Source organism: Tissierella pigra (genome assembly GCF_009695605.1).
GTDB classification, from domain to species: Bacteria; Bacillota; Clostridia; order Tissierellales; family Tissierellaceae; genus Tissierella; species Tissierella pigra.
The window spans coordinates 13277-30033 of sequence record NZ_VUNQ01000027.1 but is presented as its reverse complement, the minus strand read 5'-3'; the positions used below and the strand labels follow the sequence as shown (position 1 = coordinate 30033).

At 30.3% G+C, this 16757-nt stretch carries 13 protein-coding genes; 2 read left to right on the top strand and 11 right to left on the bottom strand.

Features of this window, described 5'->3' with window-relative positions:
* Positions 1–71: 71 nt before the first annotated feature.
* Together FYJ83_RS12345 and FYJ83_RS12340 are read right to left on the bottom strand one after the other, a co-directional pair.
* A complete protein-coding gene (locus tag FYJ83_RS12345) occupies positions 72–1238 on the bottom strand; it encodes a glycoside hydrolase family 18 protein (protein ID WP_154440898.1) in 1167 nt (388 codons plus the stop codon).
* Positions 1239–1325: 87 nt separating this feature from the next.
* Entirely contained in the window at positions 1326–1979 is a 654-nt protein-coding gene (locus tag FYJ83_RS12340) for a class A sortase (protein WP_154440896.1), read from the bottom strand.
* 149 nt (positions 1980–2128) lie between these two features.
* Here FYJ83_RS12340 and FYJ83_RS12335 point away from each other — a divergent pair, with 149 nt between their 5' ends.
* Together FYJ83_RS12335 and ychF are read left to right on the top strand one after the other, a co-directional pair.
* Positions 2129–3343, top strand: coding sequence for an NAD(P)/FAD-dependent oxidoreductase (locus FYJ83_RS12335; RefSeq protein WP_154440894.1), 1215 nt, complete (start codon positions 2129–2131; stop codon positions 3341–3343).
* Positions 3344–3530: 187 nt separating this feature from the next.
* Positions 3531–4628, top strand: coding sequence for a redox-regulated ATPase YchF (gene ychF, locus FYJ83_RS12330; RefSeq protein ID WP_154440892.1), 1098 nt, complete (start codon positions 3531–3533; stop codon positions 4626–4628).
* 73 nt (positions 4629–4701) lie between these two features.
* Here ychF and FYJ83_RS12325 read toward each other — a convergent pair whose 3' ends face one another.
* The 9 genes from FYJ83_RS12325 to FYJ83_RS12280 all read right to left on the bottom strand — a co-directional run bounded on the left by FYJ83_RS12325 (position 4702) and on the right by FYJ83_RS12280 (position 16690).
* The gene (locus tag FYJ83_RS12325) at positions 4702–9144 is read right to left on the bottom strand and encodes a Smc domain-containing protein (protein WP_154440890.1); all 4443 of its coding nucleotides are present in this window, start codon (positions 9142–9144) and stop codon (positions 4702–4704) included.
* Positions 9113–9865, bottom strand: a complete 753-nt coding sequence (locus FYJ83_RS12320; RefSeq protein WP_216584559.1) for a DUF6063 family protein — start codon at positions 9863–9865, stop codon at positions 9113–9115. The genes FYJ83_RS12325 and FYJ83_RS12320 overlap by 32 nt, the downstream gene beginning before the upstream one ends.
* Positions 9855–11363, bottom strand: coding sequence for a replicative DNA helicase (locus tag FYJ83_RS12315; protein ID WP_154440888.1), 1509 nt, complete (start codon positions 11361–11363; stop codon positions 9855–9857). Before FYJ83_RS12315 ends, FYJ83_RS12320 begins: the two co-directional genes overlap by 11 nt.
* Positions 11348–12376: a Wadjet anti-phage system protein JetD domain-containing protein gene (locus FYJ83_RS12310; RefSeq protein WP_154440886.1), complete on the bottom strand. Its 1029-nt coding sequence runs from the start codon at positions 12374–12376 to the stop codon at positions 11348–11350. Before FYJ83_RS12310 ends, FYJ83_RS12315 begins: the two co-directional genes overlap by 16 nt.
* 266 nt (positions 12377–12642) lie before the next feature.
* Entirely contained in the window at positions 12643–12798 is a 156-nt protein-coding gene (locus FYJ83_RS12305; protein WP_154440884.1) for a FeoB-associated Cys-rich membrane protein, read from the bottom strand.
* A gap of 35 nt (positions 12799–12833) precedes the next feature.
* Positions 12834–15059: a ferrous iron transport protein B gene (feoB, locus tag FYJ83_RS12300; RefSeq protein WP_154440882.1), complete on the bottom strand. Its 2226-nt coding sequence runs from the start codon at positions 15057–15059 to the stop codon at positions 12834–12836.
* Between the two features lie 115 nt (positions 15060–15174).
* Complete coding sequence (locus FYJ83_RS12295; RefSeq protein ID WP_412034783.1) at positions 15175–15396, bottom strand: FeoA family protein; 222 nt, start codon at positions 15394–15396, stop codon at positions 15175–15177.
* A 25-nt stretch (positions 15397–15421) separates the two neighbouring features.
* Positions 15422–15634: a FeoA family protein gene (locus FYJ83_RS12290; protein WP_154440880.1), complete on the bottom strand. Its 213-nt coding sequence runs from the start codon at positions 15632–15634 to the stop codon at positions 15422–15424.
* A 798-nt stretch (positions 15635–16432) separates the two neighbouring features.
* Positions 16433–16690, bottom strand: coding sequence for a YkuS family protein (locus tag FYJ83_RS12280; RefSeq protein WP_154440876.1), 258 nt, complete (start codon positions 16688–16690; stop codon positions 16433–16435).
* Positions 16691–16757 lie beyond the last annotated feature (67 nt).

Sequence of the window (16757 nt, the reverse complement as noted above, 5' to 3'; positions counted from 1 at the left end):
ATCATACTTTTAGTCTTATCTGCAACATAGCAAAACCTAGGCTTAATTTAAAGCCTAGGTTTATGAGTTATCTATTTTAATCCGTTATAAAGCTGGTTTAGTAAAAATCCATTAGAATCTCCACTTAATTCCCAAATCATTGCCCCACCCAATTCATTTGATTTAATATAATCTGTTTTATAAAAAATGGATTCTTTGTCTTCATAAGTTATAAAGCTTGTCCCATTATAAATCCATGGCATTAATGATCCATAATGAAAATATCTATTGTTTCCATGTTTATTCAAATATTTAGTAGCTATGTCTCCATATCCAATGGTTGATATTCCATTATAGACCTGATATAGTCCATTGTTCCATGGACTTACATTATCATACTGCTTTCCATAAAATGAAATTCCCATGACTATTTTTTCCTTAGGAAAACCCCTATTTATCCAGATTTTCATAGATTCATCTATACTGAGTTTAATATTATTTAAAGATTCACTATTGATATATAGTGGTGAATTGAAATCTGTATATTTATCCCAAGAACCATGAATATCATAGCTCATAATATTTGCAAAGTCTATATATTTATGAATTTCTTCTAATTCAATATTGTCAGTAAACATACTTGATGCCCCACCTGCAATAGTCAATATATAAGACCTACCATCTATCTTACCCTGAGTATCAAAGGTTTCCCTTAATGATTTTAGTAAAAGTGTAAAATTTTCTTTATCTTCCTGTCTATATTTATTAGTTGGAAGTCCACCGCTCACTGGAAATTCCCAATCTATGTCGATTCCATCAAATCCATATTCCCTCATAAACTCTATACAACTATTTGAAAATGTAATTCTAGACTCCTCTGTTAAAGCCACATCTGAGAATTTATCTGACCATGACCATCCTCCAACTGATACTAATACCTTGAGATTTGGATTAATCCTTTTGATTTCTCCTATTTTTTGTAGATTAATAGAATCTATATAGGCATCTCCCAATACTACTTTTAGTTCCTCATTAATATTTGCAAAGGCATAATTAATATGAGTCAATTTAGTAACATCAACTTTATCTAGAGTGTAGCCTGAATAAGCCGACCAAGATGTATAATATCCTACCACTTTCTTTTCAAGACCTTCTACCCTACTGGCTAAAGCAGTAGGGGTTATAGATAATAAGCTTAATATTAATATAAAGACCAAAGATGAAAATACTATTTTTTTACTATTTATAGTATTTACCATAAAACCAACCAGCTCCTCTTTTAAAATTATACTATATTTTCATCCTATAGGTTTTTAAATTCCTTTTCAAGCTGTAAATCTTGGGAATTATGGATAAGTATATGTATCTACTAATTCTCCCAATGCAAAAAACCTTTTTCCCGTTTTAGAAGAATAATAACAGGTCATTAAAGATATAATCGGTCTGCCTCTCTTTTCAGCCTTACTATTGTCTAACATATTAAGAGCTTCATCAGGTACCACTACTGTATCATAAATCTTATATTCATAAATCATATTTTTATCGCTTATCTTTACTAAAGCTCCTATTTCTATATCCATGAGACTTCCAAATAAAAGAGATTTGTTTTTCATAAGATGACCTGCTAAAGGATAGTTCCCCTCACCCATTTCCTGACCTTCTACCATAGTTGTAGCCCCTATTAATAAATTGGAGTTAGTAGTACCCTTTAATATGGGAATATCAATACCTAAATCTGGTATAGCAATTTGACCTATAATATTTTTATTATCAAAATCTTTAATCTCCCATAATACTGTATTGATTTCAATATCCCTTATGCTATCGTAATCATAAATTCCCTCTGTATTTTTATTTTTTATTATTTCCTCTGAAGTAATTTCCTTTAATACATTCCTGGTGTTATTAATATTATGCTGAATAATCAGGTTGTTTATATGTGGAATAAATAATAATATAACACCTATTATAATTATAATTGTAGAAATAAATTTTCTCATTTTGTCACCTCAAATTTTGAATAAGAATTAAATTTATATTCCATATTTACCCACATTATTATTTTTAAATTTTTATTTGTTTTCAAATATGTATTTAAAATAATAATTGTAACAAACTAATAAAAACATATTAGAAAGGAATAAAATAAATGCAAGATAAAATAATTATAATAGGCAATGGTATAGCTGCAATTTCTGCCATAAAGTCCATAAGGGAAATAGATGCAGAAAGTGAAATTCACTTATTTGGAGAAGAAGTATTTTATCCATATAGTAGATTAAGACTTTCAAAAGGCCTGCTGTCTACTCTTCAGGAAGACAATATATTGCTTCAAAAAAAGGTATGGTATGATGATAATAACGTAAATTTATATCTAGGTACTAAGGTGGTATCCATAGATACAGATAAAAAGACAGTGAAATTATTTGATGATAGCTTAATTAGTTACACTAAAATATTAATTGCAACTGGTTCCAGTAATATGAAGCCTGAAATTCCTGGAATTGATAAGGAAGGGATATATACCTTGAGGTCACTTCAAGATGCTTGGAATATTGCCCATGGATTTAAGGACAGTAAAAGAATCCTAATAATTGGAGGGGGAGTGCAAGGCTTAGAAACAGCATGGATATTATCTCAAATGAATAAAGAAGTCACCGTAGCTCATAATTGTAATAGACTTATGGCAAAACAATTAGATAGTAAAGCATCTAAAATATTAGAAAACAATATATATGCTAATAATGTTCAGATACTATTTGACTGTGAAGTAAGTGAAATACTAGGTAATAGTAAAGTAGATGGCTTCAAAACCAGTGATGGTAAAACATATACTTGTGATACAATAATATATTCCATAGGAGCTAGTCCCAATATAGAGATTTTAAAAGATACTCCTCTAAAATTAAATAGGGGAGTTATTGTAGATGAAAAAATGAAAACAAATATGGAAGAAATCTTTGCTGCTGGAGATGCAGCAGAATATAATGGACATATATTCGGACTGTGGAATATTGCCCTCAATCAAGGAAAAGTTGCTGGATATAATATTGCAGATAAGGATACTATATATGAAGATATTACTCCAGTAACTACCTTAAATGCCTTTGATATATCTTTATTTTCCATGGGAATAATAGATGAAGATATGGCTACTGATATTATTTTAGATGAAAATGTAGATAAGAATATATATAATAAAATTTTTATTAAAGATAAGAAAATCATAGGGGCCATAGTTGTAGGAAATATAAAATCTTCTGCTATATTAAAATCTGCAATTGAAAAGGAAACTAGCATTGAAAATATTGACTACAAGAATATATCCTTTGATAATTTTATTCAAGAGTTGAAAAGTAAATAAGGAGTTACAATATATTTAAAATTTTAATTCTATAACTTTTATGGGGGCCTTGATAGTTTCAAGGTCCTTAAATATCTTTATCATCATGTTATTATTGAACTTATGGACTATATACTGTATAATTTTCTTTTGTATAGTAGTTTTTTGTTAGAAATTTAAAATTTTTATCATAGAAAGGAAATAAAGGATGAAACTTGGAATCGTAGGACTACCTAATGTAGGAAAAAGTACACTTTTTAACGCAATAACTCAAGCAGGTGCAGAATCTGCTAACTATCCATTTTGCACTATAGAGCCAAATGTAGGAGTAGTTGCAGTACCAGATGAAAGACTAGACAAGCTGGCAGAAATTTATACATCTAAGAAAACAGTTCCAACTGCAATAGAATTCTATGACATAGCAGGACTTGTAAAAGGAGCTAGTCAAGGAGAAGGTCTTGGAAACAAATTTTTATCTCATATTCGTGAAGTTGAAGCTATCGTTCATGTAGTTAGAGCTTTTGAAAATGTAGATGTTGTCCATGTAGAAGGAAATATCGACCCCCTTAGAGATATAGAAACTATAAACCTAGAGTTAATGTTTTCTGATATGGAACAATTAGAAAGAAGACTTCAAAAATCACAGAAGATGGCTAAATCAGATAAGTCATTGGCTGCAGAAGTAGAAATAATTCAAAGGGTATTGAAATCTTTAGAGGAAGGAAAATCCATAAGAACATTGGATTTATCTCCTGAGGAAAAGGAAATAGTTAAAACCTTTAACCTTTTAAGCTCAAAGCCTGTAATATATGCGGCAAATGTATCTGAAGAAGACTTAGGAAATAATGGTGACTCAAATCCTTATGTAGCAAAAATAAGAAAATATGCTAGTTCTGAAAATGCAGAAGTAGTAGTTGTTAGTGCTCAAATCGAAGCAGAAATTTCACTTTTAGATAATGAAGAAAAAATGGAATTCTTAAATGATTTAGGAGTAGAAAAATCTGGTCTTGATAAACTTATACAAGCTTCCTATAGTTTATTAGGACTTATGAGTTTTTTAACTGCAGGACCTATGGAAGCTAGAGCCTGGACTATTAAAAAAGGAACCTTAGCCCCTCAAGCTGCTGGTAAAATCCACTCTGATATAGAAAGAGGATTTATTAGGGCAGAAGTAATAGCCTTTGATGATTTAATGGCACATGGGGGAAACATGACATCAGCTAAGGAAAAAGGACTTGTAAGAATTGAAGGAAAAGACTATGTAATGAAAGATGGAGATGTAGTATTATTTAGATTTAATGTATAGAAAAAACCCAAGGTTAGTTAGCCTTGGGGTTTTTACTGATTTTAAGATAGTTCTATTTTTCCTTCACATTTATCTACTGAAGTAAGCTTAGTTGCTCCTTATCTCCTATTCTTTCTATTGTCATAGGGTCATTATCTCTCAAAAATGCATGATTTATGGTTTTCTTCTTAGTTAATATAGACGTATCCCCATTTACAGAAGGTCTTAGCTTACAGCTATAAACTATAGGAAAATAATCCCTTATAAATTTTCCATCTCCATGGGCAGTTAGAACTATAAACTGAAATCCTAGTTGTTCTGCTATGAAAAATACAGGGCTTAAAACATGGTTACTGGAAGCCTTGCCAAAGGGATTATCCATTATAACTGTTCTGTTTCGTTTTTGATTAGGTACTATATGTTGCTTCTTTTCTGCTGAATAGTTTAATATCCCCAAGAAAAGAGCCATATTCTTGCTCCATTTTTCTCCACCTGACCATTGGTTTGAACTACTCCAAGAATAGTACATATTACTTACTTTTCCGTCATTAGTCACTTTTCTGCATCTTACTTTAATCTCTTCGCCTAGCATAATAATATTGAGCAATTGCTTAGGTTGCAGCCATGTTTCTATAGATTTTTTTACCTTTTCTATATCTTCATTTCCTTCTTCATCTAAAAATTCTTCCTCCTCTAATTTACCTATCATCCAATCTACATGTTTTCTAATTTCTTCTCTTCCCCTATCTTCATTCCAACTTGGAACTTGGATTTGGTATATTTCTTTCCATTTATCCTCTATTCTTACCTTTGTATTCTTAGGTATTGTACTTATTTCATAAGCTAATGTGGATAAATAAGTATATAGATATTGAATAAACTGATTTAATTCTTTATCATGTTCCATCATATTTTTTTCATATATGTTTATCACTCTATTTAGAGTTCTTTCCATATTACTCTGCCATTCCAATATATCATGAAAATCTTCTTTGTTTTTTACTCCAGATATGGTCATCTCCCTCAATCTAATTTCTATGGGATTTTCATTTAAAAATTGAATAAAATGACTTTTTTCCATATTTACTTTCTTTGCCTGATTTTCTAGATTTATTTTTAATTCTTCCATCTGAGCTATGGCACTGGATATTATATTTTTTCTATTATAGGGTAGATTTTGTAGTATATCTGATTGTAACAAAATTGGTTTAATTTTATTTATTAAAAACTCATATTTTCCATTTTCAATTTTAAGGTTTTGTATATGATTTTCAATATCTTTTAATTCATTTTCCAATCTATCAGCATTTGATTTTAAATACTTTTCTTTATCTTCTAATTCTCTTTTTTCTTTACTTATTTGTTTTTTTACATTAAATAGAGGCTCTGTAAAGAGCATAATTTCATTAAATTTTTTATAGAAATCCTCTTTTCTAATATTATATTTAGTTTCACTCTTAGCAAATATTTTTTCCATTATATTTTTATTGGGTTCTATCTTCTCCATATCTTCTTTTAAAGTTCTAATATTCTCCACTAGGCTTTTTATTAAATTTTTTCCATTATAAGGGTATTCTAAGTCCTCATCCATATGATAATAAGCGCTTTTATACTTCAGCTCCAATGCTTGTGTTTTATCATCTTTGTTTTCAATAGCCATTTTTAATTGTCTTTCTAATTCTGGTCTATCTTTTTGCTTTTCAGACAGCATATCCCTTATATATACTCTATCCTCTAAAATGCTTTGTTTTGCCATGTTCTTATATATGCCTTTAAAATCTCTTACTTCCTTATAATTAAAATCATCTAGTATTTTAGATATTTCACCACCAATATCTCTAATTTCTTCTTGAAGATTCTGGATTATATCTTCACTGACTTTTATGCTTTTTTCATTTAATTCTATATCCTTATTGATTTTTTCAATCTCTTCATCTTTCCTAAATAATTGATTATTTATCTTTTCTATTTCTCTTTCTCTTTGGAAAAATTCTAAGGCTCTTTCCAGTTTTCTCTCTAAATACTTGGATTCTTGCTCCAAATCTTTTAATTTAGTTTCATATTCATTGATTTCATTATTTATATTTTTATCTTCTAATTGTTTTTCCCCTAGCTTATTCCTTTTATCTTCTAGGCTTTTCTTCAATTCTCTTTGACTTTCTTCTAATTGGGCGTATTTATCATAGGGGTAATCGCTTAAAAACTCCTTGATACTTTTTAACCTATCATTCCAATCTTTTTCTTCTTTCTCCTTGTTTTTTCTTTCCTTCACAATTTCTTTGGCAGATAGTAAAAGCTCCTCTTTCCATATTTGAAACTTTTTCTTATCTACATTCTCCCGCCAAATAGAAGGATATATATATCTTTCCTCTATATTGGTTTTTCCCAATATAATCTTTGTTGCTTCCTCTTGAGATAAAACTAATATTGGAGATATTAATTTTTTACTTTGGGACTCTATTTTTTTATATAATTTGTCCAGCTCCCCTTCTGAGGTAATGGCAACCAATGGCCATAGAGGATATTCTCTATATATCCTTTCTATATCCTTATTGAACTCGACTGCTACTTTTTCTATATATTTAGTTCCAAGTTCCAACAGATTAAATTGATTTTTCCAACTATCTATCCAATTTTCAAGCAAAGGTTCTCCAGTAAAATATTCATTTTCTCCATAATAATCCAATAATCTATAGGATAACCTTTCCTTTTCTATTAATCTTTCTTTCTCACTTTTTATTCTCTCCAGCCTTTCCTCCATATATTGAATAATTGACTGTTGCTTTAAATATATGGAATCTAAATACTGCCAATCTATTTTTAAACCTCTAATCATAGATAATATTTTCTCATGCTTAGTATGAATTTCTTCCAAATTTGCTTCTTCCCTAGTGACATCTTTAATTAAATTTTCTATTTCATTGTTTATAATAGGGACTTCTTTTGATAAAAATTCTTTTCTATTTTTTAATCCTTTTAAATGGTTTATATGCTCTAGATTCAAATTTTCAATCTCTTCCAGCCTACTTTTCCACTTAGGATATTCTTCTCCTATAGTTTCATTAGCTGGGTTTAAAAGTATTTCTTTTCTAATACCTTCCATAATACTTTTTGTTGCCTTTATCTCACCTTCAAAGCCAGAGCGAACCTTTATCAAATCCTCCTTTTCTATCTTCAAGCCATTTGATTTAACACGGATTACCTTTAGTTCCTCTTCATATCTATACTTTTGACTGTCCGCCATGTTTTTTTGTTTATCTAAACTATTTAATTCTTGTTCAAAATATCCCTTTAATATACTAGAGTTTTCATTTAATCTTTCCTTAAAATCCAGAGTTTCATAATCATCATCTAATTCACTCAATTGATTCCTCAATCTGGTGATTCTTTCTTCTTCCTGTTTGATATTGGATTTAAGCTCTGCTATCTCAAGGTTTTGTAATCTTTCTTCCTTTTCTTCTAAGTTGTCTTTTATTTCATTGTATTCATGTAAGATGATTTCATAATCCTCTTTAGCTTTGTTTAATTCCTTTTCTAACTTTGCCAATTCATAGGATAGTTCTTTCCTATTTAGCTCTTCCATTTCTTTATTTAACATTTCTTGTGAATTTTCTATATGGCATATTTCACTATTAGTTTTTCTTGTCTCTTCCTCTAAAAACTCATATATTGATTTAACTTCCCCTTTTTTATTAACCATTCCTTCTTCTACTTTGTGATATTCAACATATATGGACACATAGTTTTTTATTTTTTCCTCTATTTTTTTACTCTCTTCTATTCTATCTCTAAGCTCCTTATGCTTTTTGAAATGCTCTCTTTGTCTTTCAAATATTTGGACAAAATCATCGGTCCCATTACCTACCAAAGCCTCTTCTACAGTGGGTATAAGTAACTTGTCAACCAATTGGGAAGTGGTTTTACACTGTTCAAAAAACTTTTCAACATCTCCCTCTGCTCCATTTATAAGAGCAATATTTTTCCACTCTGAAGGGATAATGTGGAAATTTTCTTCAATATATTCTTGAAAGTTTTTTATTGTGTCAAAGCTGTAAGCATTTAGCTTCTGACTTTGCATATATTGATAATATTCCTGCATCTCTTGCCTACTGGTAGATCTAGTAAGATTTTCTTGATTTTTCTTTGTGAAGGGAATATTATCTATGGAGTGATCATCCCCTGATGAATAATCATAAGCATATCGTAAGGATTTTAAGCCATCTGGAGCTAAATACAAAGTTACTGCCGTTACTCCATATCTTCTAGGTCTGTCATTTAATATCCATTCAATGGCAATATGACCTGCTCCTCCCTCTAGGGACAAGGTATCTCGTATTTTTCTCTCTCCTAGGGCTGAGTGCGGAAGTACAGCTTGAAGAGCAGTCTGGATCAATACAGTTTTTCCTCCTCCATTTTCAAGTAATATAACTCCATTATGTCCATCAAACTCAAATATATCATCATTAAATCTTTTGCCTCCATTTTCATATATTATATTAGTCAATCTAATTTTTGATATGGCTGGCATTCTCTTCACCTTCCTTCCCTTCTAAAGAATATATAAATTCTAAGATTTCCCTATTATGTTCTAACTCCATATAATATCTTTGAATAATAGCCTTAGCCTTTTCGGTTAATTGAATTTCATCATTTCCTATTTCTTCTACTAATTCCTGCTTCTCCAAGAATCTTTTTACCATGTTAATAAAACTCATCCTACTAATTGTCCTAGCAGTTTGAGCAACATTTTCCTTAATATCATCTAATGCATCCCATTTGTCTATTATGGCAATCCAATTATACTCATATCTTTCTTCCAATTCCAAAAGTTTTTCCTCATCAAAGGTCTTTATTGACAATACCTTTTGATTTACTACATTTAACCAATCTCCAACTCTTATAAAATCTCTTGTAGCTTCTACGTTTTGATAGCTATCATAAAATTCACCAAATAAGATTATTATTGATATATACATCATATATATATCTGCATTTACAGCCTTAGATGGCAAGTGTTTGTCTTTAATGGACTGATTAGATACATGAAAAGGTGAATAAATAGCCAAAGGTACCATATATACCATATCTCCCACAACCAATATGATACAGTCCATCTCTTGAGCAAACTGATTTACTAAACCCCTTATGGTATCATCAGCTATATATAATCTTAAATCATCCTTGTTTGCCTTTCCATTAATAGCTAAAGTCGAATATATTTTAAATGCTTGTACTACCTGCTCCTGTTCATATATCACTATTCTTCACCTCCAAACTCAATTTCATATTTCTTATTGTATATCTTGTATTTGGCTGAACTTTCCCATTTATCTCTACTACTTCCAATTGAGTATAGTCTTTCTCTAATAATTTAATTACCTTTTCTAGCATAAGATTTTGATTTTCTTCTATTTCCATTTTTATAGGAGAATTATAGTGAAGAAGCAACCAAAAATCATAAAAAGATCTATGATTTAATATACTCTCATCTTCATTCCTTATTATATGATTAACTACTTCCTCTAAAGAAATATGGTTCTCATTATCAATTAATCTTAAAATTATTTCCATTATATATTCGTAGTTTCTCTGTTGTATTTTTATATCCTCTTGGATTTCTCCTTCTTCTAAAGGATCAATAAAGGTCCGTCCCCTATCTTCTGTGCCTTTTTTTATTATTCCCTGCTTAGCAAAGACTGCCAATGGTGACCAAAGCTCTGCCTTCTCCAAATATAAAAAAGGGGCTGCTAAATTTCGTGAAGCTTCTAATGGCAAAGGAATCGATAGTAACTTACTGGTTATTTGTTCTTTGAAATTGAAGGAATCAATTCCTACATAATACAGTGATTCCTGTGCAGCATTTAATGCTGTAGTCTTCATTTCTATACTTTCTAATAGTAAATTTCTATGTTCATAGTGGACTTCTCCCAGTTCTCTCTCTATCCTAAGAACTAATCCATAAGCCTTTTCCATCTTGTCCTTATGGATTTCGTATTCTAATCTATTTTTCGTTTCACCTATAAAGAGTTTTAACTCTTCAAACTCTTCATTTTCTCTATTTAATCTAAAATGTATATCATCTACTATTGTTTCATATCTTTTGTAAGTTTCATCAGAAATAATATTTCTTTGAATTTCATGTTTTATACTATATATTTTTTCCTGCAAATGTCTAACATCCATTCTCATCTCATCAATCTGTCTTAAAGCACCTGCAAATTCCCCTTTTTCCAATTGTTTTCTAAGTATTAGTTGATTAATAGAAAGCTGAAATTCAGAAAAAAACTCTTTTGTTGCAAATATCAACTCTAGACCCTGTTCATCTAATTTGTAGTATTGAAGATTGGATTTTGAATCAAAATCAGATGCTTTAAGTATGGAATATTGAATTATTTCATCTTTTCCTGTTTCCCAATTATAAAATTCCCTACTATTTCTTTTCCCACTGGATGGTCTAAATACCTGTATTATTTCCCTAGACATCTTTACATAATCTTCATAACTTAAATCTAGTTGCCCATAGGTAAGATTTGAAAGAAATTCAGTCAATTCCAATACTCCGGCTTTTTTATTCCTTATTAGCATATTTTCAAAGAAAAATAATAATGTCAGTAACCCTAAGCCATAATAGTCTATTATATTGCCACTGTTGTCTTTTCCTGTTTTTCTCTTAAGTTCATATAAAGGATCAAATAATACCAGTCTTTCCATCCTTTCCCTATAGTTTTCCGTAATATTCTTTATGGAAATTCCCATATTTCATTCCTCCAAATTCTTTCCAGTTCTTCTTTCTCTAGTGCCTCTTGTGGTAAATATCCTCCATCTTCAAACAGTTTATTTATTTTAGATTTTCCTTCTTCCAAAAAGTATTCTGTGAATTTGTCAATAGCCTTCTCATTCCTTTGTTGGTTTTCTTTACCTATGGAATAGTTTTTATTGAACAGTGCTTTATAAAATGGTAGTGCCAATTCTATATTGTATTTTTCATATATTGAATACCATATTGATATCCCTTCTGCATCTATATCTCCAAAATAATATATCTTATGTAAATCATTCTCTAATCCTAATTGATTATATAATTTATGGATATTTGCTGTAATTTTCCAACCAGCCCTATATATTAGAGATGTAAATTGACTTTTATTAATACTATCTATTAAATTATAAAAGGTCGTTTTATTCTCTACTACTAAATGGATATGCGATGATTCTTTGAATCTAAAAGGATTTATGGCAAACATAAGAGGGTCTGGATTAGTTATTATTTTAAATTTTTCCCATAATTTTATCCTTTCCAATATCTTCTTTCCACCTTCTTCATCTATCCATTTTTCATTCCCTACAATCTGAAAGCTTCTTTCTGAAGATGTTCCGTAGTCTGATGGTAGGCCATTTTTCACTAAATAATCATCCATAATTTTTATATATTGCAAATCTTTTTCCCACTCTTCTTCCTTGAGTGAAAAATAAATATCTAAATTTATATCGGGATTAAATTCGATGCTATTTCGTTGTATTTCATCATTGATTGTTTCTCTAAGACTTGCTTTTATAATACGATAGGTATTATACAGTGGTATCACCTTTCCATTGGTGCCATGTTCTTTCACTGGCTTTAAAATCCTATTCTCCATTAAGTCTTCTATAATAGAAGTAAAATCTAAATAAGATTCCTCCCCTGATAATATATTTTCTAATTGATTTAATTGAATTGTATTATTTTTATGGGATTTTAAATATTTTAGTATTCTATCTTTAGTGGACATATAATCTCACCTCATTATCTTTATTCTATTTTAACATAAATTAATATATAAAAACCTCCATTGATCATTATTTTATAACAATCAGAGGAGGATTCTCTACTATTTCACCTATTATAACCAACCTATTAAAATGTAACAATCTTCCTCTAAATTTTTATCAGTACCCATAGATAATATCTTACTATCTATGGGTTTTACAAATAATTGGAAGCAATTACAATGTATAAAACCTAAGTGGCTAGCCACTTAGGTTTTATTATTTCTTTTTAATTAGTGTTCTTTTGTGTACTACAGCCTGAAGTTTCACAACCGTTACAGTCACATCCACATCCGCTTTGCCCTGCTTTTTTTCTTTTGACCATATATAAAATACTCAAAACCACACAAACACCTATAACACCTATTATTATAATGTCTACCATATCTTTTCCCTCCTAAAGAAAAGCCTTTAATCTTACTAAGCTATCAGGCTTCCTACAGTATAAACTACAAATGCCACGATATATGCTGTAAGCATTTGAGTTCCCACTGCTGCCCCTGTAAGCTTCCAAGACTTTAATTCTCTCTTTGTTGCTCCTACGGCTGCAAAACAAGGCATACACAATAAATTAAATACCATATAGGAATAAGCTGCTGCCTTTGTTTTTATATCATCCTTCATTGTTGAAAGGGCATTTTCATCTTCCCCTTCCCAAAGAATTCCCTCAGTATAAATATCAAATGCCGCTTCTTCATCATACTGTCCATCTTCAAATCCTAATTCTTCTAATTCTTCTTGATTATATTGAGAAAAATATCCTTCTAAATATTCAGGCGAAACATCATCATCATATAACTGCGCAAGAGTTACTACAACCATTTCCTTTGCAATCCAGCCAGTTGCCACACCTACAGTAGGTCTCCATTCACCAAAGCCTAATGGTTTAAACACAGGAGCAACTGCATTTCCTACTGAAGCTAAGAAACTATCATCCATTTCAGCCATAATGACTCCGTCTTCATTATTTGCAGCATTAACGCCATTAAATGAATTAATGTTAAAATTACTCAATAACCAAATAAGTATTGTAGATATAAATATAACTGTACCTGCTTTAACAGCAAAACCCTTTACCTTTTCCCATCCATGTATAGCAATACTCTTTATAGTAGGTACACGATATCTTGGCAGCTCCATTACAAAATTGGAAGTAGCAGATTTATATACAAATTTATTTAAAATCAAGGATACTACAATAGCTACAACTATACTCAGCATATAAAGGGAGTATGTAACTAATGTTTTATTGTTTCCTGCAAAGAAAGTAGAAACAAACATTGCAAAAATTGGAAGCTTCGCACCACAAGGCATAAAAGCAGTTATTATAGTTGTTATTGTACGATCCTTTTCAGAATCTAAAGTTCTAGTAGCCATAACTGCTGGGACACCACATCCAAATCCCATCAATAATGGAATAAAAGAACGTCCTGAAAGACCAAATCTACGGAAGATTCTATCCATAACAAAAGCAATACGTGCCATATATCCACAGTCTTCTAAAAATGATATTAACAAATATAAAACCCATACTAAAGGAATGAAACCAATAATAGCACCTAATCCTTCAATTACCCCATCCATAATAAGGGAATATACCACTGGAGAAGCATTCGCAATCAATCCATCGACTACATCTGCAAAGGAACCCCACAGACCTTCTGCTAAACCAGCCAACCAGACACCTGGACTAGGAAGTCCTTCTATCAATAAGAAATTTTCACTGAATGTAATAGCAAACATTAAGTACATAATAATAGCAAAAATCGGTAAAGCCAAAAATCTATTGGTTAAAATCTTATCTATTTTATCTGATTTTGTTTCAACGTAGCCTTTTTTACTTTTCTTAACAGCAGTATTTACTGTTTTAGTTATAAATTGATACCTTAAATCAGCTATTTTCGCTTCTGTATCTCCATCTGCATTCTTCTCTGCTTCTCTCACAATCTTTTCAACAGCAGCCCTCTTATTATCAGATAAGGTAGAGCTTACTATTTCATCATTCTCTACTAATTTAATGGCTTTCCATTGAGCCTCTGTGGAAATAGCTTTAACAGATGAGGAATCATTATTAGATTCAATTAACAATTCGGAAATGGCATTTACAGCATTTGAAATATTCTCATCAAATACTTCTAATTTCTTTCCTAAAGGTTTATCCTTAGCTACCTTAACAGCCTCTGCCATTAATTTATCCAAACCCTTTCCATTTCGAGCAACAATCGGTATTACAGGAACACCTAAAATATTCTTTAGTTTCTCACAATCAATCTTATCTCCCTGACTTTCAACTTCATCCATCATATTCATGGCAACAACCATAGGAATTTTAGTCTCAGCAATCTGTAAAGTAAGGTATAAGTTTCTTTCAATATTAGTTCCATCAACAATATTTATTACTACATCAGGCTTATTTTTTACAATATAATCTCGAGCTATTATTTCCTCTGCTGAATATGGAGATAATGAATAGGTTCCTGGTAAATCCAGAATCTTTATGTTCTTATCCTTTTTATACACACCTTCTTTTTTATCTACCGTTACTCCTGGCCAGTTTCCAACATGTTGTTTAGAACCAGTAAGCTCATTAAAAAGCGTCGTTTTCCCGCTATTAGGATTACCTGCGAGAGCAATTACATAATCCATAATTTATCCTCCTTTTATGAAATTAAAACATACTTAAATAATTATCATGGTTAGCTTACTCTAACCTACAATGGAAAAAATAATAGGTTAAACACCTATTTATTTTATAAATTGTCTACATCTTTATCTCTATATTCTCAGCTTCATCTTTTCTAAGGCTTAATTCGTATCCTCTTATATTTACTTCAATAGGATCTCCTAAAGGCGCCACCTTTATAACCTTTATAACAGTTCCTGGAGTCACCCCCATATCCATAATCCTTCTTCTCATAGGTCCCTTGTCTCCAATGGATATAACCGTACCTTCCTGACCTGGTTTTAAATCTTTTAATGTCACTATATCTCCTCCTCACTCTTGTTTGTTAATTAACAATTATCAACGAAGCTAATCCACGATTAAGGGCAATTCTAACACCTTTGATAAGCAAAATAAGTCCACTTGAAGTTTCACCGACAACCTGTATTTTTTCTCCCTTTACAACTCCTAAATCCTGAAGATGACGCTTCATATCATCTTTCCCTCTAAACTCCGTAACTATCTTTGTTTCGCCTAACGGAACCATCATTAATGACATAAATTCACTTCCCTTCTTCGGTATTGATAATCAGTATCGCTTAGTTCTATAGTGTAAGTATAATCCAACTTTATACAAAAGTCAATATTCTTCCACTTTGATTTCTACCAGAAAAGAGAATTTTTTCACAAAAATATGGATTATTTTATACTACCATACTTAAATCTAGAGAAAGAGGGACAATTATGTCTATCTATAGTGGAAAACTCCTTGAATTAAAAGGAATTAAATTTGAATCCGATAGATATTTTCTAGAAGTAAAATTCTCATTTGAACAGGAAATTGACTTTTTTAGGAGATTGATCAGCATACAGTTAAAAATTTAAAAATCCTTATTCAATATGATGGAAAATATAAATATAGACTATCTTTTAATAGCTATTGAGATTCTATTAAGAAACAATATATAAATGCAGTACCTCGAACATATGGAGATCAAAGTGATCTTATAAACTTTTCATATTCAAAAGATTATATAAATAAATTAAATACTATTAAATATTGCCAAAATATTGATGATTTGGACAAGCTAGTATTTATACCTACAAATTTGGTATCAGCTAATGGATAGTGTAAAGAAGTGCAAGAAATAGAAAATGAAAAAATACTCCAGAATATCAGTTGCTGGTATTAGTGTATTATTAATCATATTCTTTAGTTATTTCAGCCATATTTATCTAAATAAAACTTTATTTAATAACTTTATATTCTATATTTAATTTAACTTTTAAAAAAGATTTATAATATATGGAAATAAATAAAAAAGCTAAGTTATAAGAAATAACTTAGCTTTTTTATTTATTTAAACTCTTCATCTAATCTATTCTTTACTTCTTCTGGGGTTAAACCTTTTGCATTTATTACTGGTGCCTTAGTTTCCGTATCACTAATTCCCATCATATCAGTATTATATCCTGCTGTTACTATGGCATCTAAACCACTTAGTTTTTTAATATTTTCATCTATTGATCCACTTAGAGATTCAACTGTATACCCTGATTTTATCAAATGACCTGCCACATTACTTAGTCCTTTTTCTATACCAATTTTTTTCATACTTATCACCTCATGTTTTATTTTGTACAATTAGCAATATAATATACTATTATTATCTAGTCCATTT

Bases quoted from the DNA above. Each gene is read 5' to 3' on its own strand.
- FYJ83_RS12345 (WP_154440898.1), bottom strand. From the start codon at position 1,238: ATGGTAAATACTATAAATAGTAAAAAAATAGTATTTTCATCTTTGGTC.
- FYJ83_RS12340 (WP_154440896.1), bottom strand. From the start codon at position 1,979: ATGAGAAAATTTATTTCTACAATTATAATTATAATAGGTGTTATATTA.
- FYJ83_RS12335 (WP_154440894.1), top strand. From the start codon at position 2,129: ATGCAAGATAAAATAATTATAATAGGCAATGGTATAGCTGCAATTTCT.
- ychF (WP_154440892.1), top strand. From the start codon at position 3,531: ATGAAACTTGGAATCGTAGGACTACCTAATGTAGGAAAAAGTACACTT.
- FYJ83_RS12315 (WP_154440888.1), bottom strand. From the start codon at position 11,363: ATGGGAATTTCCATAAAGAATATTACGGAAAACTATAGGGAAAGGATG.
- FYJ83_RS12310 (WP_154440886.1), bottom strand. From the start codon at position 12,376: ATGTCCACTAAAGATAGAATACTAAAATATTTAAAATCCCATAAAAAT.
- FYJ83_RS12305 (WP_154440884.1), bottom strand. From the start codon at position 12,798: ATGGTAGACATTATAATAATAGGTGTTATAGGTGTTTGTGTGGTTTTG.
- feoB (WP_154440882.1), bottom strand. From the start codon at position 15,059: ATGGATTATGTAATTGCTCTCGCAGGTAATCCTAATAGCGGGAAAACG.
- FYJ83_RS12290 (WP_154440880.1), bottom strand. From the start codon at position 15,634: ATGTCATTAATGATGGTTCCGTTAGGCGAAACAAAGATAGTTACGGAG.
- FYJ83_RS12280 (WP_154440876.1), bottom strand. From the start codon at position 16,690: ATGAAAAAAATTGGTATAGAAAAAGGACTAAGTAATGTGGCAGGTCAT.